The sequence below is a fragment of the Neobacillus sp. WH10 genome, from assembly GCF_030123405.1.
GTDB lineage: Bacteria > Bacillota > Bacilli > Bacillales > Cytobacillaceae > Neobacillus.
In genome coordinates this window covers 1,304,682-1,327,008 of record NZ_CP126110.1, presented here as the reverse complement: position 1 = coordinate 1,327,008, position 22,327 = coordinate 1,304,682, and the positions used below count along the sequence as shown (strand labels likewise).

The 22,327-nt window shown below is 38.9% G+C and carries 21 protein-coding genes; 7 read left to right on the top strand and 14 right to left on the bottom strand.

Features of this window, described 5'->3' with window-relative positions; translation table 11 throughout:
- Positions 1 to 160 precede the first annotated feature (160 nt).
- A complete protein-coding gene (locus QNH20_RS06160; protein ID WP_283922032.1) occupies positions 161 to 2,350 on the bottom strand; it encodes a DNA topoisomerase III in 2,190 nt (729 codons plus the stop codon).
- A 177-nt stretch (positions 2,351 to 2,527) separates the two neighbouring features.
- On the opposite strand from QNH20_RS06160, the gene QNH20_RS06155 reads away from it, so the two are divergent.
- The 4 genes from QNH20_RS06155 to QNH20_RS06140 all read left to right on the top strand — a co-directional run bounded on the left by QNH20_RS06155 (position 2,528) and on the right by QNH20_RS06140 (position 6,903).
- A complete protein-coding gene (locus QNH20_RS06155; protein ID WP_283922031.1) occupies positions 2,528 to 3,799 on the top strand; it encodes an MDR family MFS transporter in 1,272 nt (423 codons plus the stop codon).
- A gap of 633 nt (positions 3,800 to 4,432) precedes the next feature.
- Positions 4,433 to 5,665 carry an aminopeptidase gene (locus QNH20_RS06150; protein ID WP_283922030.1) on the top strand — a complete coding sequence of 411 codons (1,233 nt, stop codon included), beginning with the start codon at positions 4,433 to 4,435 and terminating at the stop codon, positions 5,663 to 5,665.
- A 160-nt stretch (positions 5,666 to 5,825) separates the two neighbouring features.
- On the top strand, positions 5,826 to 6,218 hold the full coding sequence (gene mscL, locus QNH20_RS06145) for a large-conductance mechanosensitive channel protein MscL (protein ID WP_283922029.1): 393 nt from the start codon (positions 5,826 to 5,828) through the stop codon (positions 6,216 to 6,218).
- Positions 6,219 to 6,267: 49 nt separating this feature from the next.
- Positions 6,268 to 6,903 carry a Bax inhibitor-1/YccA family protein gene (locus QNH20_RS06140; protein WP_283922028.1) on the top strand — a complete coding sequence of 212 codons (636 nt, stop codon included), beginning with the start codon at positions 6,268 to 6,270 and terminating at the stop codon, positions 6,901 to 6,903.
- Between the two features lie 44 nt (positions 6,904 to 6,947).
- On the opposite strand, the gene QNH20_RS06135 is transcribed toward QNH20_RS06140, so the two are convergent.
- From QNH20_RS06135 to safA, 12 genes are all read right to left on the bottom strand, one after another.
- Positions 6,948 to 8,687 carry an aromatic amino acid hydroxylase gene (locus tag QNH20_RS06135; protein ID WP_283922027.1) on the bottom strand — a complete coding sequence of 580 codons (1,740 nt, stop codon included), beginning with the start codon at positions 8,685 to 8,687 and terminating at the stop codon, positions 6,948 to 6,950.
- 50 nt (positions 8,688 to 8,737) lie between these two features.
- A complete protein-coding gene (locus tag QNH20_RS06130; RefSeq protein WP_283922026.1) occupies positions 8,738 to 9,247 on the bottom strand; it encodes an RNA polymerase sigma factor in 510 nt (169 codons plus the stop codon).
- Between the two features lie 98 nt (positions 9,248 to 9,345).
- A complete protein-coding gene (locus QNH20_RS06125) occupies positions 9,346 to 10,680 on the bottom strand; it encodes a polysaccharide biosynthesis protein (protein WP_283922025.1) in 1,335 nt (444 codons plus the stop codon).
- Positions 10,681 to 10,787: 107 nt separating this feature from the next.
- Complete coding sequence (locus tag QNH20_RS06120) at positions 10,788 to 12,554, bottom strand: FTR1 family iron permease (protein ID WP_283922024.1); 1,767 nt, start codon at positions 12,552 to 12,554, stop codon at positions 10,788 to 10,790.
- 30 nt (positions 12,555 to 12,584) lie between these two features.
- Positions 12,585 to 13,877 (bottom strand): iron uptake transporter deferrochelatase/peroxidase subunit, encoded by a 1,293-nt coding sequence (efeB, locus tag QNH20_RS06115; protein ID WP_283922023.1) that lies wholly within the window; start codon positions 13,875 to 13,877, stop codon positions 12,585 to 12,587.
- The gene (gene efeO, locus QNH20_RS06110) at positions 13,878 to 14,726 is read right to left on the bottom strand and encodes an iron uptake system protein EfeO (RefSeq protein WP_283922022.1); all 849 of its coding nucleotides are present in this window, start codon (positions 14,724 to 14,726) and stop codon (positions 13,878 to 13,880) included.
- Positions 14,727 to 14,854: 128 nt separating this feature from the next.
- The gene (locus QNH20_RS06105; RefSeq protein WP_283922021.1) at positions 14,855 to 15,487 is read right to left on the bottom strand and encodes a response regulator transcription factor; all 633 of its coding nucleotides are present in this window, start codon (positions 15,485 to 15,487) and stop codon (positions 14,855 to 14,857) included.
- Positions 15,480 to 16,529, bottom strand: coding sequence for a sensor histidine kinase (locus tag QNH20_RS06100; protein ID WP_283922020.1), 1,050 nt, complete (start codon positions 16,527 to 16,529; stop codon positions 15,480 to 15,482). The genes QNH20_RS06105 and QNH20_RS06100 overlap by 8 nt, the downstream gene beginning before the upstream one ends.
- Positions 16,526 to 17,260: a cell wall-active antibiotics response protein LiaF gene (gene liaF / locus QNH20_RS06095; protein WP_283922019.1), complete on the bottom strand. Its 735-nt coding sequence runs from the start codon at positions 17,258 to 17,260 to the stop codon at positions 16,526 to 16,528. The genes QNH20_RS06100 and liaF overlap by 4 nt, the downstream gene beginning before the upstream one ends.
- Before the next feature lie 237 nt (positions 17,261 to 17,497).
- On the bottom strand, positions 17,498 to 18,142 hold the full coding sequence (locus QNH20_RS06090) for a PspA/IM30 family protein (RefSeq protein ID WP_283922018.1): 645 nt from the start codon (positions 18,140 to 18,142) through the stop codon (positions 17,498 to 17,500).
- A 20-nt stretch (positions 18,143 to 18,162) separates the two neighbouring features.
- Positions 18,163 to 18,510 (bottom strand): lmo0954 family membrane protein, encoded by a 348-nt coding sequence (locus QNH20_RS06085; RefSeq protein ID WP_283922017.1) that lies wholly within the window; start codon positions 18,508 to 18,510, stop codon positions 18,163 to 18,165.
- 151 nt (positions 18,511 to 18,661) lie between these two features.
- Complete coding sequence (gene safA / locus QNH20_RS06080) at positions 18,662 to 19,276, bottom strand: SafA/ExsA family spore coat assembly protein (RefSeq protein ID WP_283922016.1); 615 nt, start codon at positions 19,274 to 19,276, stop codon at positions 18,662 to 18,664.
- A gap of 120 nt (positions 19,277 to 19,396) precedes the next feature.
- Here safA and QNH20_RS06075 point away from each other — a divergent pair, with 120 nt between their 5' ends.
- The 3 genes from QNH20_RS06075 to QNH20_RS06065 all read left to right on the top strand — a co-directional run bounded on the left by QNH20_RS06075 (position 19,397) and on the right by QNH20_RS06065 (position 21,665).
- Positions 19,397 to 19,771 (top strand): DUF1360 domain-containing protein, encoded by a 375-nt coding sequence (locus tag QNH20_RS06075; RefSeq protein ID WP_283922015.1) that lies wholly within the window; start codon positions 19,397 to 19,399, stop codon positions 19,769 to 19,771.
- An 86-nt stretch (positions 19,772 to 19,857) separates the two neighbouring features.
- Positions 19,858 to 20,022 (top strand): hypothetical protein, encoded by a 165-nt coding sequence (locus tag QNH20_RS06070; RefSeq protein WP_283922014.1) that lies wholly within the window; start codon positions 19,858 to 19,860, stop codon positions 20,020 to 20,022.
- A gap of 113 nt (positions 20,023 to 20,135) precedes the next feature.
- The gene (locus QNH20_RS06065; RefSeq protein WP_283922013.1) at positions 20,136 to 21,665 is read left to right on the top strand and encodes an FAD-dependent oxidoreductase; all 1,530 of its coding nucleotides are present in this window, start codon (positions 20,136 to 20,138) and stop codon (positions 21,663 to 21,665) included.
- A 484-nt stretch (positions 21,666 to 22,149) separates the two neighbouring features.
- On the opposite strand, the gene QNH20_RS06060 is transcribed toward QNH20_RS06065, so the two are convergent.
- Entirely contained in the window at positions 22,150 to 22,284 is a 135-nt protein-coding gene (locus QNH20_RS06060; protein WP_283922012.1) for a hypothetical protein, read from the bottom strand.
- Between the last annotated feature and the right edge of the window lie 43 nt (positions 22,285 to 22,327).

Below are 22,327 nucleotides of genomic sequence, written 5' to 3'. Positions count from 1 at the left end.
CCTTGGCTGTCAATTAAATTTTCTGAATTTTAACACGATATCACTTTAGCAGGATAATATATGAAAGGATAAATAAGGGGATCAGCCATCAGAAATTTTGATAAAGGGGCTATCCATAAAGATATTTTAATCTTCATGAATAGCCCCTTTAGTATGGGTATTAATCAAACTTCAGCCCTTTTAATGCTTCTGCTAAGGCATTATTCAAAGGTTCTTCTTCCTTTTGCTGGTTTTTCAAATACTTTTGTACTGTCCGTTTATCGACTTTACCACCAGATTCTTTTTTGCGGCGTGCTTCGAAAGCAGATAGTTTTTCACGATATCCACATTTACATGCAAAGACTTGACCTTCACCTTCACCACGAAGCTCAAGTTTTTTATGGCATTTTGGGCACCGTGCGTTTGTGACGCGGGCAACATTTTTCCGATGGCCGCATTCACGGTCTTGGCATACGAGCATTTTGCCTTTTTTGCCATTCACTTCAAGCATCGGTTTTCCACAGTCTGGACAATTCTTTGTGGAGATGTTGTCGTGCTTATACTTTTTATTACTAGCTTTAATTTCAGCAACTATTTCTTTTGTGTAATTCTTCATTTCGCGAATAAACACATCTTTTTTCAACTTGCCATGTGCAATTTGATCAAGCTTTTGTTCCCACTCAGCTGTCAATGTCGGGGATTTAAGCTCCTCAGGCACTAAGTCCAGCAATTGACGGCCTTTGGAAGTAATATGAATGTCTTTGCCGCGCTTTTCGATTAGGAATGAATTGAATAGCTTATCAATAATATCCGCACGTGTAGCAACAGTACCAAGCCCGCCCGTTGATTTTAAGGTGTCTGCCAGTTGTTTATTTTTCGTATCCATATACTTCGTCGGATTTTCCATTGCTGACAGTAATGTCGCCTCATTAAAACGAGCAGGCGCCTTCGTTTGACCTGATGTTTGGGCGATTAGTTTGACGTTTAATGTATCACCTTTATCAATCCGAGGTAAAATCTGCTCTTTCAGATCATCACTTTCATCGTCCTCTTCAAGTCGATTATTGTATACTTCTTTCCAACCAAGCGCTAAAATGGTTTTTCCTCTAGCAACGAAGTTTTCCTCACCAATTTTTGCATGGAGCGTTAATTGCTCATACTCAAATGCCGGGAATAAAACTGCTAAGAAGCGTTTAACAACCAAGTCATAAATTTTCCGTTCCTTATCTGTAAAAGCTGACACGTTCACGTATCCTTCTGTAGGAATAATGGCATGGTGATCGGACACCTTGCTATCATCAACAAAAGATTTAGAAGCCTTGATTGGTTTTTTTAAGACTTTGCTTGTTAGGAAGCGATACTCACCTATTCCACATGCCTTAAGACGCTCTGGTATGGTTGGAACAATATCTGAAGAAATAAACCGTGAGTCTGTCCGCGGGTACGTTAAAACCTTATGCTGTTCGTACAGCTTTTGCATAATGTTTAACGTTTCCTTTGCCGAATAACCAAAGATTTTGTTCGCATCGCGTTGTAGTTCTGTTAAGTCATATAGCCCTGGAGAAAAAGACTTCTTGTGCTTCTTTTCAATTTCCGTCACAATGACATTTTGTTTTACTAGTTTTTTTACAATCGCATCGAGTTTCTCTTTATCAAAGCTGCGACTGTTACATTTAGCATCCTGCCAAGTCAGCTTTAATTGGTCTGCTGTTTGGGCTTCGATGCCGTAATAGGTTTGTGCATTAAAGTTTCTAATTTCGTCTTCACGGGCTGCAATCATCGCAACAGTAGGTGTTTGAACACGGCCGCAGTTAAGTTGGGCATTGAACCTGGTTGTTAATGCACGTGTTGCATTAAGACCGATATACCAGTCAGCTTCAGAACGCGCAACAGCTGATGCATATAAATTGTCATACGACTTGCCAGGCTTCAAGTTTGCAAAGCCGTCTTTAATCGCTTTATCAGTAACAGATGAGATCCATAGACGTTTAATCGGTTTATTGACTTTTACTTTATCAATAATCCAACGTGCGACTAATTCTCCCTCTCTCCCTGCATCTGTAGCCACGATTATTTCATTGACATCATTTCTAATCAATTGACTTTTAACAGAATTAAACTGTTTTCCAGTCTGCTTAATGACGGTCAATTTCAATTTCTCAGGCAGCATAGGAAGATCTTCTAAATTCCATGTTTTATATTTGATATCGTAACTTTCTGGGTCAGCAAGTGTGACTAGATGCCCGAGCGCCCACGTAACGATATATTTATTTCCTTCAAGATACCCGTTTCCTTTTTTATTACAATTAAGCACATGTGCAATATCACGTGCGACAGAAGGTTTTTCAGCAATTACAACACTTTTTACCATATATAAAAACATCCTTTCGAATTTCCATAAGATAAATATAGCATACCTCCCTAATGGATTCAGTAATTCCGAAAATTCCAATCCCGGCGCTGAAACGTCGTTTGTCATTTTTTTCTTGTATAATCTTCCATCGCAATAGTATGATGTAATAACAGAATATTGAAACGAGGATACATAATGAGAATTAGGGATTGGGATACGAATTTAAAGGTTCGCTTGTTTGCTGAAGCAATGATGAATATCACCTTTTGGATGTTTTTTCCGTTTTTAACGATCTATTTTGCCGAAGAATTCGGTAAAAATAAAGCTGGTTTATTATTAGTTTTTTCGCAGGTTTTTTCCGTATTAGCTAACCTTATGGGTGGATATTGTGCCGACCGTTTTGGGAGAAAACGAATGATGGTTCTTTCCTCAATCGGACAAGGCCTTTCGTTTTTAGGCTTTGCTCTAGCCAGTTCTCCTTGGTTTCAATCGCCTTGGTTAGGGTTTATCTCTTTTACCGTTGCTGGTGTGTTCGGTTCTTTTTACTGGCCAGCAAGTCAAGCAATGGTCGCGGATGTAGTGGATGAAAAACATCGCAGCAGTGTTTTTGCTATTTTTTATACATCTATTAATATAGCAGTTGTTGTAGGGCCGATATTGGGAGCTATTTTTTATGTCCACTATCGCTTTCAGCTTTTGCTTTTTGCAGGAGCAGTTTGTATTTTACTAGGATTAATTCTAGCAAAATGGACTAGGGAAACCGTCCCGCTTCAAAAGTCAAATCCTTTATCCAGCGACGGGAAATGGTATTACTTTTTACAAAATCAACTGAGGGATTATGCACTTATTGTAAAGGATAAAACGTTCCTTCTCTTCATTCTTGCAGGTGTTCTAGCTGGGCAGACGTTTATGCAATTGGACTTATTAATTCCCGTATATATTAAGGATTTTGTGAAAAATCAAACCCTCTTTTCCTTTGGTGAGTGGTCGTTTACTGTCAAAGGTGAGCAGGCATTTGGAATAGTCCTTGCTGAAAATGGCTTCCTTGTCGCCCTGCTGACTGTTTTTGTTACTAAGTGGATGGGAAAATATTATGAAAGAAACGTGTTTGTCCTCTCCTCAGTTGTCTATGCCATTTCCATAGTTCTCTTTAGTCAAACTCATTGGATTTGGGGCTTAATTGCAGCGATGGCGATTTTCACCTTTGGTGAATTAATGGGTGCGGGACTTCAGCAAAGCTTTGTTTCTAAGCTTGCACCTGAGCATATGAGGGGCCAATATTTTGCTGCAGCAAGCTTGCGATTTACAATCGCGCGTACCATTGCACCACTCTCAATCCCTATGACTGTTTGGATCGGCTATGGGTGGACATTCTTTGTTCTCTTTCTTTTGGCACTGATCAGTGCAGGTTTATATTGGGTTATGTTTTATGTGTTTGAAAAGCAAAAAGCGGAAGCGCCCGTCTAGCGGCGTATAGACTGGAGCGCTTCGACTGAGATAAAGGAAAAGATAAAAGTGGAAGCGCCTTGCTCAGGGGCGATATAGGGAGAATTATCGACTGGCAAGCTAAGCGAAGCCAGAGATTAGTCTCCCTTAATGCGTACAGAAAGCGATAGCTTTCTGTAGCCAGGCATAAGACGAGCCAGCGAGAAGGCTGCTTTTTAGCCTTCTTGACGGATTAGCTTATGACCCCGAGCCCCTAGGCGCTGGAGCTGGACAATTCTCAAAGTTGAACATTGTGCTTTTTTACCATCCTTAAAATTCAAATATTTGTCAAAAAAAATGTACTTTTTTGTTCACATCTACCTCTTTTAGTATTATAATTATAGTGTAAAGGTTATATTCTAAAGGGGTGGAATCAATGGAATTATCGCAATTCATGGCTCCAACATCTTTATCAGGCATTATAACGTTTATTGTACTATTTTCCGCAGGTGTTTATTTTAATATTAAAGTACATGGAAGCAAGCTACAGTAGGGATAAATTCTCTTTACTGTTTTTTTTTGGATTTTTTTAGCAAAACTACACTTTGAATGATTTCTTTTTTAATATAAAGACGCTACAATATAAAGGAAGATTCTGAAAAAGGAGAATTACATATGAGTGAATTTCAAAAAAACCTTGAAAAATATGCTGAGCTTGCTGTAAAGGTTGGCGTTAATGTACAGCCTGGTCAAACATTAGTTGTTAACGCAGCTTTAGATGCCGCAGAATTTGTCCGTTTAGTAGTCAAAAAAGCATACGAAACTGGTGCCCACAATGTCATTGTTAACTGGAACGACGATACCGTTACGAGAACAAAATATGATTTAGCACCAGATGAAGCATTCAATGAATACCCTGCCTGGCGTGCAAAAGAAATAGAAGAACTTGCGGACAATGGTGCTGCCTTTATGTCTGTTATCTCTAGCAGTCCGGATTTACTTAAAGGCGTGGCCCCTGAACGGATTGCCAACTTCAATAAAGCTGCCGGAAAAGCCCTTGCAAACTACCGCAAGGCTGCACAATCTGATAAGGTGAGCTGGTCGGTTATTGCTGTCCCATCAAAAGCTTGGGCTGTTAAGGTATTCCCTGATGCGCCAGCTGAAAACCAAGTAAACATGCTTTGGGATGCCATTTTTAAAGCGGTACGTGTGGATGTTGAAAATCCTGTCGATGCCTGGAAGAAACATGACGAAACCCTTCATGAGAAGGTTAACTATTTAAATGAGAAACGATACAAAAAACTTCATTATACAGCACCTGGTACGGACTTAACGATTGAGCTTCCAGAAAAACATCTCTGGGTGGGAGCTGGCAGTGTGAATGAAAAGGGCTTTGAGTTTATGGCCAACATGCCGACAGAGGAGGTTTTCACCGTACCATTAAAAACTGGTGTTAATGGTACGGTCGCAAGTACAAAACCGCTAAGTTACGGTGGTAATATTATTGATCGTTTTTCAATAACATTCGAAAATGGAAAAATTGTTGGCGTAAAAGCTGAAGAAGGCGAAGAAATATTGAAGCGTCTTGTCGAGACAGACGAAGGCTCACATTATCTTGGTGAAGTGGCTCTTGTTCCATTTAACTCACCAATTTCACAATCAAACATCCTTTTCTTTAACACCCTATTTGATGAAAATGCATCAAATCACTTAGCAATTGGAAGTGCCTATGCCTTCTGTATCGAGGGCGGCAAGAAAATGTCATCGGAGGAATTAGCAGAAAACGGGCTAAACGAAAGTATTACCCATGTTGATTTCATGATTGGCTCATCCGAAATGGACATCGACGGAATCACTGCCGACGGGGCGTCAGAACCAATCTTCAGAGCTGGAAATTGGGCTTTTTGAACCACTTTTCATAATTAACTTAGAGCAGGTGATGACTTACCTGCTCTTTTCACTATAGTAAAAAAGAAGGATTCTAAAGGTTTATTATTGCCATTTAGTAGGGTTAGGGGATAAAATGTACTATTAAGTAAATGGACATTTATTTTGGAGGAACTTATTTATGTGGAAAGAATTTAAACAGTTTGCCATGAAAGGCAACGTAATCGATTTAGCTGTCGGTGTCATTATTGGCGGGGCGTTTGGGAAAATTGTTTCTTCCCTTGTCGCGGATATTATCATGCCATTGATAGGATTGTTAACCGGGAATGTAGACTCTTTTTCTAAACTTTCCTATAATGGTATAAAGTACGGACAATTTATTCAAGCAGTCGTCGATTTCTTTATTATCGCCTTTTCAATTTTTCTATTTATTAAATTCATTAATCGTTTTAAAAAGAAAGAAGAACCTGCTCTAGTGGTGGAAAAAGTTAACCGCCAAGAAGAACTTTTAGCAGAGATTCGTGATTTATTAAAAGAAGAGAAAGATATTTTAAGAAAAAACGAAACATCTTGACCACTTTTTCGTATATCTTTAGTAACAAATTAATAAGAGGTGAAAAAATTTGTATACACAAACTACATCAGAATATATGCCATCCGTTTTACGTACATTTGCTTTATCTCTTGCGATTGCCTTCCTTGGCACAATGGCAGGTGTTTATGTACCACCAAGTTTATTTCTACCATTGGCAATCTTAGAATTTGTAATGATTCTCGCAGCAGTCATTTTCAGACGTAAAAAAGCAATCTCTTATTCCTTTCTTTATATTTTTACCTTTATCTCAGGGATTACGCTGTATCCAATTGTCGCTTATTATGCCGCGACGGCAGGTGCAAATGTCGTAATCATGGCGTTTGCTACCACAACAGTTGTGTTTACCGGTATTTCAATATATGCCGCAAAATCAAAACGGAACTTTTCCTTCTTAGGAGGTTTCCTGCTTGCTGCCTTGCTAGCATTAGTGGCAATTTCACTTTTTAATATTTTCTTCCCGCTTAGCTCAACGGGAATGCTCGCATATTCCTTTATAGGGGTATTAGTATTTAGCGGTTATGTTCTCTTTGATGTCAGCCGTATGAAACACCACGGTGTAAGAGCAGAAGAAGTACCATTAATGGCATTAAGCTTATACTTGGATTTTGTTAACCTATTCGTCAGCATCCTTCGCATTTTAGGGATTTTATCAAGTAAAGATTAATCATAAAAGGAGCTTGGATCATAAAATCCAAGCTCCTTTTTCTATTAGCTGTTATGGATTAAAATTAATCCACGTTGTATCATTTGTTTAACTGAAGAATCCCAAGCTGTATTTTCAAGCCTTTCTATAAGGAGAGGAACCTTGGAATGACTGCCATGGTGCAGTTTATAAAGCTCTAATATTTCCAGCCGCAATAACCATTCCTTCGGATATTTTTCATCTAAAATAGCTAAAACTTGATTCATATGAAATAAACTTTGTTCATTCCATTCGGAACCCTCACGTAAGCTGCGAATTTCTTCATATAAGGTTTCTAGTTCGTTCCAACCCTTTTGTCCTATTATTTCCTCTACTTCTTCTATTTTTTCATATTCATAATAATTATTCGGATCAGCTGCCCCTGCAAAGACTGATATAACCTTTGCTCCAACGGCCATATCAAATGTCCCCCAGGATTTTTCAAACAGTATCATATCTTTATAACTTACTGTACATTCTTTAAAAGAAATTAAGGTTGGCTTATTTTCAGACAATATGATATTTTTGATGATGCCTTCTACTTTTGCCCCGCTTTGAAACGTTAATACGGCTTCCTTCTCTTTTATGATTCCTAACTCTTGTAGTTGCTCCGCCGTACAATCCTCTAGTACAATATTACCTTCTAAACTGCCAATTGGTGTTCCAAAGCCTTTACGATGTGTTTCTGTCCCCTGCCCATCTAATTGCTTATAATCAAAGGATAATGCTGTTGGTCCCTTCGTACGGAAATAAACAGCATCCCCATTTTCATCCTTTAAAATGGATGCTAATGTTCCGGTTACTTGCAATCCGGAGGAAAAAACCATCGTGGCAACACTATCTGTTTGCAGTGCCTTATCAAGACTTTCCGTTCCGCCTTTTCGAAATGCCATTGTCGCAGCAAATTGATCAACGGCTTCTACTAAGTCACCGAAGGTTTTACAAACAAATAACTGTGGCTGCGTCTTTGTAACATCGTATGGGGTCTTTATACATTCTTCAACTGAAAAAGGAATTTTTCGTACATCATCTTTCAAGCAGCTTTGGCTCTCACCTACCGACGAAAGCAGGCCCGCTCCGTATATTCTAGGATTGTTCAGCTCCCCTATTAGCCCATATTCAACCGTCCACCAAAATAGCCTTGAAACTTGATCCGCTTCAGATAAACCTTTTACCTTCATTCTCGCATCTGCTACCTGTATTTCAGCTTCTTTTACCTGCTCCGGGGTAGAGGCAGGATCTTCTGCTACGATGGTTAAATGGCGGACTGCTTTAAAAACCTCCAGCTTTTCTTTACTAGAAAGTGCCTTAGCGCCCATTTCGCCGATTTTTTTTACAAAATCGCGGTATGATTCATCTAATAAAATCGGCGCATGTCCTGCCGCTTCGTGAATCATATCTGGTGCAGGTGTATAGGCAAGGTTTTGGATGTTCCTTATTTCTGTTGCAATCGGAAGAATCCCATTTGCTAAAAAGCTATAAAAAGCCGCTCCGGGAATCAGCCCATCAATTGTAACAGCCCCCCATCCCACCTTTGCGAGACTCGTATTCATATCATCTACCTTTGGAATGGATTCGGTCCTGATCCCTGAATCCTTTAAACCATTTACATAGGCAGAATGGGCAATTTCCTTTAAAAAATAATGATTTTGTTTCATAACAAATCGCCAAACTGCATGATCAATTGGTGTATAGCGTTGGTAATATTGCTTTGAAATATATGGCTGTAAATTCGCAGGAAAATCCTTTCTTCCTTTTCCAGTCATAAGTAAACCTTCCCCTTTTCAATTATATTTAAAAGATTTGAATGGAGCCCTTAAGCAAGTGACAGCACTTTTGGCCGTAATCGTTCCTTCGCCCGTTTCATTCTCGTTTTTACGGTCGACATTGGCAGATTGCTTTTCTTGGAAATTTCTAGAAGAGATAAATCCTGATAGTAATATAGATAAATAGGATAACGATAGATTTCAGGTAATGTCATTACCTTTTCAGCCATTTGTTCTGCAGAAAATTTATGTAAAAGTTCCTCTTCTGGAATGGATGTTGGCTCGAACGAGGCTGAGTAGGTATATACCTCTTTCTTCCAAAATTGCTTCGACTTATTTTCTTTTCTCCAGTAATCACGGCACTTATTTACAGCAATTTTAAACAACCAGCTTTTGTATTTACACGGCTCCTTAATGGAAGGATATGCTAAATAAGCGGAGAGTAATACCTCCTGATAAAGATCCTCGGCAAGTTCTTTATGGTTAACTAAAGATAAAATATATTTATAAATGGTTGTTCCATATTCATTTACTAAATCCTCAAATGATTTAATGTTCATCTTCCTAAGTCCTTTCCCCCTGTAAAATCTTCCTCATATAATTAGACGGAAAGGACAGCCTAATCCCTACACTTTTTCTGAATTTTTTTAAGAAATTCCTACCGCTCAGTTGCTTTTGACATAACGCCCTTCATTAAAACTGAGACGCCAATCTTCTTACAGATTGTTAAATAATGCATCAGCGCTAATAAAACGGCTCCTGTATTCATCCCAATAATGACCCCATTCATTTGCCATTCCGGCGAGGAACCAAGCCAGAGAATGAGCGCAAAGGATATGATCGTAGACCAGATTATATGAATAAATGCCTCTTTTAACAAATCAACTCCAATCAAAAAGGCCTGAAGTGGCATGATGAAAAAATGAAATAAGAAAAACGGCCAAAGCAGCTGCAAAAATACAGCAGATGTCTCTGATTTAAAAAATAGGGACGTTAATTGCGGCGCAAAAAAATAGAATATGGTTACAGCAGCCACACCATATAAAAGGGTAAGTTTCATCACTTGCTGGAGCATTTTTTGTAAGGTTGGATAATCTTTTTGTGAATAGGTTTTCGAAACAGCTGGGATTAGGACAATCATTAAAGAGTGGGCAATAAACGCTGGGAAGAATCCGATGGATACCGCCACACCCATTAACATTCCAAATTGCTCAGTAGCGAGTGCATCAGTCATTCCGGAGTGAACTAACGCTGCCTTAATAATGAATGGCTGGATTGCACCCGTGACTGCTGAAAACAAACGGAGACCAGTGGTTGGAATCGACACCGCCATTAAATTTTTCCGGACTACTTTCTTATTTATATTGGAAAAAGGCTGACGTTTCAGCTGCTGAAATTGAATAATAAACGAGTAAATTAAATAAAAAAACACAACAATCTCACTGCCTATCAGTGTACCTACGGCAATTAACAAGGATGATTCTGCGTCAAAAGAAAAAAATCGGAATAATATAAACAGCATTCCGAGTTGTATGATTTTTCGTAAAAAATTTGATACCGCAATTTTTCCCATCTGCTGCATCCCCATAAAATAGCCCCTGGCAACAGAGGTGAAGGAAATAACTGGAATAAGGATCAAAACAAACCATCTAATGTAGGGATGGTACGTATTAAATACTGGAATAAAGGGAATCACCGCTGCCGTAACTAAAAATAAAATGCTGGTAAAAACAATTGTAATCGTAAGCGCATGATAAAGAATATTTCGGTGGTAGCGTTCCTCTCTTTCCGCAATGAATTTAGATATCGATACCTGAAGTTCGAAGCTGGACAGTAACACAATTAAAAAGATTGATGGCAGGATCGACATATAAAGTCCTAATCCATGTGATCCCAACTCCCTTGCGAGAATCATATTTACTAAGACTTCAATTCCTTCCCCTAAAAAAGCAGAAGCAGCTAAAAAGAATATTCCTTTATAATAAATAGCCAATTTTACAATCTCCCTTTTTTTCATCTCATTTAAACTTATGAGACAAGTTCCTTGAATAGTAGGGGATTTTTTTCTTACACGAAAAAAAGGGCTAGTAGAAGCCCTTTTTAAACATTTGTAGTTATGATTTGTTTACTATCATTTTTTTTAACTAAGTAAGTCATGAATACTATCACGGCCAGTAAACATAATTGAGCTATCGTTGTTTCCAATGTCGGGTATAGTCCAAGCCACTCTATGAACGGTAAATTTTCAACCGTCGAAGTTGGAAGCACATTCGAAATTTGCAAGGCATGGATGCTGATCCCCAAAATTTTAAAGGCTAAGAAGTAAATTAACAAGGTGGCCGCTTTAAAAAATAGACGGATTGGGATTTTTATACTGTATTTTATAATATGAAAGCCCACTATTACTAAAATACCAACGGCCAAAAGGATTCCTGCAGTGAGCTGGGCTAAACTAATATATGGGGTAATGCCGGTATAAAATATAATCGTCTCGGCTCCTTCACGAAAAACAGAAAGAAAACTAATGAAGCTGAAAGATAGTAGGCTTCCTTTTGCAATTGCCTGCTGTATTTGCTGATTAATGTATTTATTCCACTGAACGATACTCGATTTATTATGAAGCCATACCCCTACTGTCAGCATCATCACAACTGCAACAATACCGGTTATTCCTTCAATATATTCCCTGCTAGAAGCGGCAACGATTTGCGAAAAAACGATGTTGATAATGACAGCTAGGACTGCACTTGCTAAAATCCCGGCAATCACTCCGGACCAAATCCACTTTTGCTTGGATGATTGCCCCATTTTTTTCAAAAAGGCGATTAACGTTACGACAATTAATAAACCCTCTAAACCCTCACGTAATAATATCAGTGCCGCATCCCAGAAGGAATAATTGGTTTTGCTCATTAACGGAGCAAGGCGCGTGTTAATGTCCTTCACGATATCGGAAGCTTTTTCAGCCTTCACGTTTTTCGAATTTAAGATACTGATTGCGGTAGGAATCTTTGTTTCAATATCACTATATAACTTGCTATCCCTTGTTGAAACATCCCCTTCCACCATTGGCCAGATGGTAAGGAGTTCATTTAATTGGCTGCTAGCTCCTTGATAATCCTTTTCCGAGATTTGCTTTTCTGCTTGGCTTAAAAGGTTCGATACGTCTGTCAGCGAATAATTTCCTTCAGGTTCTTTCGAAGTTTTTCCCGCTAAAAAGTTTTCTACTTCTACTGTTAATTGCTCCGCATTTTGCTTAGCCTTATCCAAATCGGCTGGCTCCTGTGTAATCGCAATTCTAATGAGAGCCGTGTATTTTTCAATATTCCCGTATGCGGCAATGCTCTCATCATGGACGATTTTTTCTGAGGCAGTCCACTCGTTCATTAGTTGTTGGTATTGACCTTTTAAAGCAGCGATATCTTCCTTTTCAATCGAAGCTTTCAGATTGTTAATGAGCGGAAGTAACTGTTTTACCTGTTCTTTTCCTTTTGCCCTATCCGCCGGATTTTGTTCCTGCTCATAAAGCACTACTGCACTTGATAGGGACGAAAGGCTTTTTGAAAGTTTCTCTTTTTCTACATTACTTTCCGTTAGTAATCTTTGAACCTCTGTTAATTCCTGGTCAACCTTTTTGGCCTGTTTGCTGTCAGCGTTCTTAATCGATTTCCATTCCGCTGCGAATTGCTCCATATTTTTGGAGACGACAGCCTGCTCACCATCTTTTGCTTTCATTAAGCTGTCACCAATTAGGACGAATAGTTCATCATGATTTTCAGCAGCCGTTACGGGGTAGGTCAATTGCAGCAGAACAAAAAATGCCGTTAGTAAAACTAAAGACTTAAATAACTTTGTTAATCTTGGCATTACACTCTCTCCTCTGTAAAAGGGAAACCATTAGTTAAAAAGTGTCTCTCCTATAAATCCGCCTTGTTTTGCTCCAGGCAAACAAGCAAAAATGGCACTTCCCCGGTGGGATGTATATTCATTTAATTTATCCATTTTAGCCAACCTATTTTGGATGGGGATAAATTGTTTACTTGGTGTACGCTGGAAACATAGGAATAGCAGGCCTGCATCAAAGCTTCCTGTTTTTACATCCATCCCATCGGAGTAGGAATAGGCGCGGCGCAGAATCTTTTGCGAACCATCCCCATGTGACAATCGGGTATGTGAATCAACAGGTATGCTATATTCACCTTGTTCATTTTTCTTTTTCAAATCTAATGTCTCAAATTCATCTTTTTGTCCAAGTGGTGCTCCGCTGTCACGATAGCGGCCAAAGGTTTTCTCCTGCTCTTTTAATGTCGAACGATCCCATACTTCGATAAACATTTGAATTCGGCGGACTACTAGGTAACTTCCGTTCACCAGCCAATTTGGCCCATCCCCAGGCTGCACCCAGACCTGTTCATTCATTTGGTTTTCATTGTTCACATCTGAGTTGGCTGAACCGTCTTTAAAGCCAAACAAATTCCTTGGTGTCGCCTCTTTAGGATCTGCTTGTTTCGTTCGCTGAAAACCGGTTTGTGCCCAGCGAAGTGTCGCCTTTCCACGTGCGATTCGAATCAAATTCCGGACAGCATGAAAGGCTACCTGTAAATCATCTGCACAGGCTTGTATACATAAATCGCCGCCTGTCCATGCTTCTTCCAGCGCATCCAGTGGAAATTTTGGAAGATCAACTAATTCCTTCGGCTGCTTTTGCTTTAATCCAAAGCGATCTTGGTTGTCTTTTACGAACAGATTTGGGCCAACGCCAAAGGTGATGGTTAAATTCGATGATGATAAACCGTCTGCTTCACCTGTATCCTTTGGAGGGAGAAACTCATTACTGGAAAGCTCTCCAACAGGCTTTCCTTCAGATAACAAGGCAGAAGCTGTCGTCCAATCCTTGAATAGCTTCACTAAATCCTCTTTTTTCGATGTTGTCACATCCAAGGAAACAAAATAAACATGATTCTGTGTTTTCGTGGTGATTCCGCCTTGATGTTTCCCATAAAAAGGAATGATATCCTTTTTATCAGTGGCAGCAGCATTCCCTTCTTTAAGCGAAAGTAAACCGCCGAGGCCCGATGCACCGAGAATTACCCCGACACCGCCCACACCGGCAGTTTTTAAGATATCTCTTCTTGAAATCTTTGCTCCATTAATGGCAAGATCTTTTTGGGTGTTTGTATGCTTTGTCAATTAAGACGCCTCCGTAACCATGCCTAGTTGGGATAGCGGTTCTGCAAGTGCATCAATCGCCTGGCTAAGCTCTTTCACTTGTGCTTCCGTTAATTCTGTATAAAGCTTATAGCCATCACCATTTTTCTGCTGGTTCAATAAACTATAAATCTCATCAAAACGTGTTTGAATTTCCTTTGATAGTTCTTTATCTTTTTTCTCTAGTTCCTGATTTAACAGCTGATAAATCTTTTCCGCGCCCTCTACGTTCGCTGCAAAATCATATAAATCGGTATGGGAATAACGATCCTCTTCTCCTGTCACTTTTGATGTTGATACCTCATTTAAAAGGTCCACTGCCCCTGTAATTAATAAATCTGGTGTAACCTCGACCGTATCTACTTTGGCTCTGAGCAGATTAACATCTTTCATTAGCTGATCGGCATATTGCTCATATCCCTTTGTTGTGTTATCCACCCATAATCCTTTTTCAATTCGGTGATACCCGCCCCATTCTTCCTCAGGGACATCCCCCTCACGTGCATCAATTTTCGGATCAAGATCCCCAAATACTTCTGCAATCGGTTCAGCACGCTCATAGTGCATCCTAGCTGGTCCATATAGAGCCTTTGCTTGCTCGATATCTCCATTTTTAACAGCTGTCGTAAATGCTTCTGTTGCCTTTACAAATTCTTCAATTTCGCCAATAGCATATTCGCGGTAAGCTTCTGTTACCCCATCAAGAGCTTTTGTTGCTGTATTTTTTGTTTCTTTCACCTTTTCAGTTGAAGTAGTTTTGTCCGTATTTGCACAACCAAATAAAAGACTGCTAGAAAACAATAAAATTCCTGATACTTTTAGTAGTTTCATATGTAAATAGTTCCTCCAATAAAATTAATAATGATAATCATTTTCATTAACCATAATAACATTAATTGAGAGGAATTTTCAATTATAATAAAAAAAGACCTTCCAATAAGCTTGGAAAGTCTGCGAGTTTATTTGATTAACGAATGTTTAAACGCATAGATAACCGCTTGTGTCCTGTCTTGGACGTTAAGCTTACTTAAAATATTGCTGACATGGGTTTTGACGGTTTTCAAGGCGATGTATAATTCATCGGCAATATCCTGATTGGTTTTGCCCTCGGCCATTAAGAGTAATATTTCCAGTTCGCGGCTAGTTAGGTCTTCATGTGGCAGATGAGTATTCTTTTGGCGCATTTTCACCATCATTTTTCCGGTTACTTCCGGCTCAAGGACCGATTGTCCATGGTATGTAGCGCGGACAGCATTGGCGATTTCACCTGCTTTAGAGGTCTTCAGCATATAGCTGGTTGCTCCGGCTTCAAGCGCAGGATATACCTTTTCATCGTCCAAAAAGCTCGTTACGATAATGACCTTTGCTTCAGGCCATTGTTCAATTATTTGCCTTGTCGCTTCAATCCCATCCATCTCTTTCATCACCAAATCCATTAAAATGATATCAGGGCGAAGTTCTAGGGCTAGCTCGACACCTTTTTTTCCATCATCCGCTTCACCTACGACTTCAATGTCTGGCTGCGCCGATAAATAAGAAGAAACCCCGATTCTTACCATTTCATGGTCGTCCACAAATAATACTCTAATCATTGGCACCCTCTCCATTAACCATCACCGGAACTTTCACTTCCAGCCTTGTTCCTTTATTTTTAACGCTTATCACTTTTAATGTCGCGCCCACTTCAACGGCCCGCTCATGCATATTTTGCATGCCATAGGAACCCGCTTTCATTTCGTTTACTTCAAAACCGATTCCATCATCGACAATCCTTAAGATAACAAGGTCATCTCTTTTAACCATTAGAACCTCGAGTTTACTTGCTTTTGAATGCCTTAAGGTGTTCGACACAGACTCTTGAAGGATACGAAAAAGGTGATCTTCTACCCCTTTATCTAATGGGAAAGCTTCCACCTTCCATTTAATATCCATTGTTACCTTTTGTGATAATTCGATTAAAAGCTCTTCAATTCCTTCTTGCAGCGTTTTATTTTTTAAGGCAACTGGCCGCAAGTGTAAAAGGAGGGCACGCATTTCGAGCTGTGATTGGTGTATCATCTCTTCTACTAGCTTTAGCTGTTTTGCTTCCCGGTCCGTTTCTGACTGCTGTTTTGTTTCATTGATAGCTGACATCATCATCGATGCGGCAAATAATTGCTGACTTACAGAATCATGCAACTCACGAGCAAGACGGTTCCGTTCCTGCTCGATAATTTCCTGAATTCTCTCTTCTTGATCTTCAACTTTTTCAGTTGCTAATCGTTGTGAAAGCTTTGCCTGCTCAGTCATTTGTTTGCCAATTTTCTCGATACGCTCGGCAATCATTTGCATTTCTGTGACAGGCGGTTTCTCTTTCACATCCAATTGTCTTCCTTCCTCCAATTGGTGCAAAGCATGTTCAATAGAAAGAAATTGCTTTCGCCAAAAAAGGCCAGAAGCCCCGCCTGACAGAATTCCTACCGCAATGCTAAAGACAGGAATAAAAATAATAATGGGAATATCCATGACATTCCGATCCCATAATTCTGACCAGTTGTTTAATGGGAAAACAAAAATAAAAACGGCCCCAACAATGATGGCAATAAGTGAGGAAAAGCCGACGCTCCAAACAATTTGACGCCCAGTCGTACTCATATGCGGCTCACCTCTAAATTTCCCACAACAAGCGAAGTGAAAATTTTCACTTTTTGCTCGGACTGATCATAGTCTGGTGTTTTTAGCTGGAACACTTGATTGAAAATCTTGGATTCATGGCTGCCGAAAACGGTTGTCGAACCGACTACACAGGAATGATGGATACTTACATCAATTTCATATGGGACAAGGATCTGGACATTTCCGATGATATTTCGAATAAAAATCACTGTTTCACCCTTTGGCAGCATCGTATAACTGAGATCAATGATGGTATCACCAATTCCAGCCTGAATGTTTACATCCTTCCATTCATATACGCCGACAGGAGTTTTTTGTTGGCCTAAGAAGATATTTCCAAACAACGGCTCCGATTTAATTAATGTTTCTTCTTTCTGCGTTGGTTCTGGTGTGGTAATATCCGGTAAAATCTTCTTTGGCTGCTTTTTAGATGTTAAAAATTGAATGAAAAAGTGCAGTAAAATAGCTATCAATAAAAACTTGAAGGTCATCATATTGACAATACTAAGGCCAAAGAAGATAATCCCACCGATAAAAAGGATTTTTCCAAACCTTTTACCTGTCCTTTTTCGACCTAGATAAATCATTCCACCAGAAATAAAAAGAGAGAATATAAGCCCTTGGTTGAAAAATAAAATCTCGAGGACCAGAATGACAATACCAATCAAAATCAGCCATCCAATATAATCATGTTTTCTATTTTTAAACATTGGCTCACCCTCCCTTTTTAATTTATTTAGATTTTTATACATAATATTTTTAATGATATGGGTAAAAGGCGCAGAAATACTACGCCTTCTATTGTCCAGCTCCAGCGCCTAGGGGCTCGGGGTCATAAGCCAATCCGTCAAGAAGGTTAAAGTGCAACCTTCTCGCCGGCTCGTCTTATGCCTGTTGCCCCTGTGCAAGGCGCTTCCGCTTTTCTTATAGAATACCATCTTTTCTTACTAAATGGACTTGCTTTCTTCCAATTTTATTTCTTTTTCTATTTGAGCAATCCTTGAATCAATCGTATTGCGGTAAAAAGAGCTATTCACTTGATGTTCTAAGCGGTCCAGGTAGTTTTCAATATCCTTAAATTTAGAGTATGATTTATCTGAATAAGTATTGGAATCAAGAACCTGATTTATACGAAGATTTGCACGAGTGACATTTTCACGGCCCATTAATTCCATCCGTCTTAGGTTCATGTCCTTAAGTTTATGCTTCATTTCTTCATATTTTCTTTCTAAATCCCCTAGCTGCGCCTTTGTTTGTTCTAGTGACGCACTTAAGCGGCTGGCACGTTCCGCATATTGCTGATGTTCTGCTGAGGCAAATTGATATAGCTCAGTTTCCCCAGCTTTAGAAGCAACTTCTGCTTGATACTTTCTTTTTTCAGCTAACTCTACTGCTTGGTGGTACTCTCTCGTAAATTCATCCTTCAATGTATATTGACGTTCCAAAAGCTTTCTTACCTTCTCTGTTTCTTGCTCACATTGACGGAGGTACTGATTAAGCAAGGCGATTGGATTTTGTTTTTCTTTTTTATCAAGTGCCTCATGTAAGTCAGCAGTAATAGTATTTTTAATTCTTGTAAATAGGTTTGTCATTGTAATTCTCTCCTTTTATTTTAATATTTGTTCAATTCATTCCACTGTTTTTCAAAATTAACGAATGGGTCAGATTCTTCTTTAATTTTAGTATGTTTGTTCTCGTTCCATTTTTTATAAACGAGGTAAAGCACATAGGCTGCTACAACGCCAATGATGGCTGGTGCGTTATGGATGGAAGCCATTAGGACGATGAACCCGATGATCCCAAGACCAATTTTTCCACCTGTAGATTCAGCTTTTAAAAACTGTTTGAATATGAAGTACAGGAGTAATAGACTAACGAGTAAACCCACCATTGGACCAATTGTTGAAAGCAAGATAACAGATGCAATTCCTCCTGCTACCAGTAATCCAAATTTTTTCATTTTATTTTCACTCCTTTCTTTTCTTGTTTTCATCTTACCTTTTTCCAAAGCTTTTCATAATTGCGCTAGAGCTTGATTTTTATATCAGTCTCTAGACGTAGAAAGGGTCAGTCTCTAAAGCATAAAGCTTTGAAACTGACCCATTCGCCCATTATTTAGATATAAACATCTGTACCCAGTAGTATCTTTGTGAGCCGCCACTTGCATAGCCAACACCTATATAGGTGGAATTCGTACTTAAAATATTTGCTCGATGACCAGAGCTATTCATCCAAGCTTGAACCACTGATGCAGGTGTAGTTTGCCCTGCAGCAATGTTTTCAGCTGCAGAACGATAGGTAATCCCAAAGTTTTTCATCATATCAAACGGACTTCCATAGGTTGGACTTGTATGACTAAAATAATTTTTATCGCGCATATCCATTGCCTTATAGCGGGCCACCCTTGAAAGCTCCCAATCTGGAGTTAATGGTTTTAAACCATTTTTGGCCCGCTCCTGATTGGTTAAGGAAATGACCTGACTTTCAATCGATTTAATCCCGCCTAAATCGGGAATGTTTACCTTTTGACCAGGATAAATCAAGTTGGGATTTTTAAATTGCGGGTTTGCTTGAATAATCTCAGTAATCCCTACCTGATATTTGACGGCAATTTTCCAAAGTGAGTCCCCAGGCTGAACAGTGTAAATTTGTTGGGCAGAAGACAGGCTTGGAATACTAAAAAGAGATAGTATGAACAAAAAACTAAACCAAAAAGATTTTTTCATTTTTTCGCCTCCTCCGAATATATAATTTTGATTTCAAGCTCAAAATATACAAGGAACAACAAATAAAATTTAGCTGTCCATTGACGGAGATAACATATTCGGATTTGTGGAGGAACCAGTATGAAAGACATTTCATGGATGACCTATATCATGTTAATTTTAGCAAGCTATCGTTTAACCCATTTAATTGTTTTTGATAAAATCACCGAATTTATCCGCAAACCTTTTATGAAAAAGGTAAACGTGGAAACGGATAGCGGTACTGAAACTAAGGAAATCCCTGCATCAATGTTTGGTTATCTGTTGAAATGTTATTGGTGTGCCGGTGTATGGAGCGCTATTTTATTAGGCGGTGCATATCTGCTTTTTCCCAAGATTACCTTTGTGTTTATTTTGATTTTCTCAATTGCCGGCGGCCAGTCGATTATTGAAACCTTTGTGGGCGTCAATATTAAAAAGGTCGATTATTATTCAGAACAAAAGAAAAAAAACTAATATCGGAATCTAGGAAAAATTAATCCCCCTGATGCATATACCTTTAAAAAGCGTAATTTAACACTACGCTTAAAAAAGGGGGATTAATGATGACTCTTCTTTTGTGGACCATTACTCTCGGCTTTTTGATTTGTCTTGGTTGTGTTGGCTGGGTTATTTTTCATTTCTTAAATGAAGCACTTGATTCAGAGGATGCTACACGAATTGATAAAATAAACACCGATAATGAACAGATTTCGTCAGAACCCTGAAAAAACAGGGTTCTTTTAGTTGTTCCAGATATTAATATTCTTCCTCCATGACATTAATTTTTCATTTTGGGAAAAATTAAACATGTGATTATTTTGAAGCTGGAGGAGTACATATGAATACAACTGAAAAAAACCATCAATTTCCCAAAACGTATTGGCGCGAGATTGAATTACCCACTTTTGAAAAATTAAACGAAGATATAGCAGTTGATGTAGCGGTTGTAGGAGCAGGAATAACAGGCATTACAGCTGCCTATTTACTGTCTAAGGAAGGGCTAAAGGTAGCTATTTTAGAAGCCGGCGGTGTCCTAAATGGGACAACTGGACATACAACTGCAAAATTAACTGCACAGCATGGCATTATTTATGATGAATTTATTAATCATTTTGGAAAAGAAAAGGCAAAACTTTATTTTGATTCCCATATGAATGCCATTCAATTTGTTGAAAGTAAAGTAAAGGAGAATGGAATTGAATGTGACTTCAGCAAGGAAGATGCTTATGTTTATGCAACAACAGATCAATACGTAGATAAGCTTCAAACGGAATGGGAAGCTTACAAGAGTCTAGAAATTGACGGAGCCTTAAAAGATACGATTCCATTTAATATCCCAGCGAAAGCTGCCCTCTTGATGCGTAATCAAGCACAATATCACCCGCTAAAATTCTTAAAATCACTTTTGGATGATGCCATTAAAGCAGGGTGTACTGTTTATGAAAATACAGTCGCTGAAGACATTGAAGATGATGATACAGAACCAAAAGTGGTTACAAAGTCAGGTCATAGGGTGACATGCAAGCATGTCATTATTGCAACTCATTTCCCTTTTTATGATAAACCTGGGCTTTATTTTGCAAGAATGTACGCAGATAGGTCCTATGCCATTGGAATAAAAACAGATAAAGACTATCCTGGCGGCATCTATATCAGTGCTGACAGCCCGACCCGATCCATCCGCTATACACCGTATAATGGTGAAAAGCTGCTAATACTCGGCGGAGATAACCATAAAACAGGACAGGGAATCGACACATTGAAGCATTATGAAGCACTGCAAACATTCGCAGAGGAAGTCTTTGGATTGAAAGAATATCATTATCGCTGGTCTGCCCAAGATATGGTTACATTAGACAAGATTCCATATATCGGTCCATATACCGCAGGTCGTGAGAATATTCTCGTGGCCACAGGCTATAAAAAATGGGGAATGACAACAGGAATTCTCGCGGGACACTTATTAACCGATTATGTGATGGACCGGAACAATCCTTACAAAGAACTCTATTCACCGTCACGGTTCCAAGCTGATCCAGCTTTAAAAAGTGTCATAACAACCAATGCAGACGTTGCCAAACACTTGATTAAAGGCAAGCTTGAAATTGTCGAAATGAATCCAGAAGATTTACAAGACGGTGAAGGATCTGTCGTTATGTATAATGGAAAAAGGGCGGGAGCTTATAAGGACAAGAGTGGTAAACTTTTTATAGTTGACACCACCTGTCAACATCTCGGTTGTGAATGTGAATGGAATCGCGCTGAAAAGTCATGGGATTGCCCATGCCATGGTTCACGGTATTCCTATTCTGGCGATGTGATTGAGGGTCCAACGAATAAACCATTAGAATTGCTTAAGGAAGAGTAAAATTGCGGGTTGGATAAGAGTCTTTTTAAAGGAAAGCAACGTAATTTTGGATGAAACGAACAAATAATTAGTTGATATGGGAAATTTTTTGATGATATGAATACATTTATCGGGGATATGAACAAATTCCTAATGGATATGAACAATTTTTGGGGGATATGAACACATTCCTAATAGATATGAACAAATTTATCGGAGTTATGAACAAATTCCTAATGGATATGAACAATTTTTGGGAGATATGATCACATTCCTAATAGTTATGAACAAATTTATCGGAGTTATGAACACATTCCTAATAGATATGAACAAATTCCTAATAGATATGAACAATTTTTGGGAGATATGAACACATTCCTAATAGATATGAACAAATTTATCGGAGTTATGAACACATTCCTAATGAATTTAAATAAATCCTTAATTTGAGCTACTTCTTACAAAACGAAACGCCTCCTTGCTTTTTCAGGAGGCGTTTCTTGATTTATTTACTATTCGGACGATTTCGTTTTAAATCCTGCCCGGTTGTAAATTCAACCAGTCCAGTGCTTTCCTTCATTGGCTTTTTCGTATTGTTGTTGCGCTGGGCATTGGCATTACCTAGTTTCTTTCTTCCCACACATACCAACTCCTTTTTGAGAAATTCATTGATAGTATGGATG

What these genes read in the sequence shown, in the direction of transcription:
- QNH20_RS06160 (WP_283922032.1), bottom strand. Translation starts at nt 2,350, where the DNA reads ATGGTAAAAAGTGTTGTAATTGCTGAAAAACCTTCTGTCGCACGTGAT.
- QNH20_RS06155 (WP_283922031.1), top strand. Translation starts at nt 2,528, where the DNA reads ATGAGAATTAGGGATTGGGATACGAATTTAAAGGTTCGCTTGTTTGCT.
- QNH20_RS06150 (WP_283922030.1), top strand. Translation starts at nt 4,433, where the DNA reads ATGAGTGAATTTCAAAAAAACCTTGAAAAATATGCTGAGCTTGCTGTA.
- mscL (WP_283922029.1), top strand. Translation starts at nt 5,826, where the DNA reads ATGTGGAAAGAATTTAAACAGTTTGCCATGAAAGGCAACGTAATCGAT.
- QNH20_RS06135 (WP_283922027.1), bottom strand. Translation starts at nt 8,687, where the DNA reads ATGACTGGAAAAGGAAGAAAGGATTTTCCTGCGAATTTACAGCCATAT.
- QNH20_RS06130 (WP_283922026.1), bottom strand. Translation starts at nt 9,247, where the DNA reads ATGAACATTAAATCATTTGAGGATTTAGTAAATGAATATGGAACAACC.
- QNH20_RS06120 (WP_283922024.1), bottom strand. Translation starts at nt 12,554, where the DNA reads ATGCCAAGATTAACAAAGTTATTTAAGTCTTTAGTTTTACTAACGGCA.
- efeO (WP_283922022.1), bottom strand. Translation starts at nt 14,726, where the DNA reads ATGAAACTACTAAAAGTATCAGGAATTTTATTGTTTTCTAGCAGTCTT.
- QNH20_RS06105 (WP_283922021.1), bottom strand. Translation starts at nt 15,487, where the DNA reads ATGATTAGAGTATTATTTGTGGACGACCATGAAATGGTAAGAATCGGG.
- QNH20_RS06100 (WP_283922020.1), bottom strand. Translation starts at nt 16,529, where the DNA reads ATGAGTACGACTGGGCGTCAAATTGTTTGGAGCGTCGGCTTTTCCTCA.
- liaF (WP_283922019.1), bottom strand. Translation starts at nt 17,260, where the DNA reads ATGTTTAAAAATAGAAAACATGATTATATTGGATGGCTGATTTTGATT.
- QNH20_RS06090 (WP_283922018.1), bottom strand. Translation starts at nt 18,142, where the DNA reads ATGACAAACCTATTTACAAGAATTAAAAATACTATTACTGCTGACTTA.
- QNH20_RS06085 (WP_283922017.1), bottom strand. Translation starts at nt 18,510, where the DNA reads ATGAAAAAATTTGGATTACTGGTAGCAGGAGGAATTGCATCTGTTATC.
- safA (WP_283922016.1), bottom strand. Translation starts at nt 19,276, where the DNA reads ATGAAAAAATCTTTTTGGTTTAGTTTTTTGTTCATACTATCTCTTTTT.
- QNH20_RS06075 (WP_283922015.1), top strand. Translation starts at nt 19,397, where the DNA reads ATGAAAGACATTTCATGGATGACCTATATCATGTTAATTTTAGCAAGC.
- QNH20_RS06070 (WP_283922014.1), top strand. Translation starts at nt 19,858, where the DNA reads ATGATGACTCTTCTTTTGTGGACCATTACTCTCGGCTTTTTGATTTGT.
- QNH20_RS06065 (WP_283922013.1), top strand. Translation starts at nt 20,136, where the DNA reads ATGAATACAACTGAAAAAAACCATCAATTTCCCAAAACGTATTGGCGC.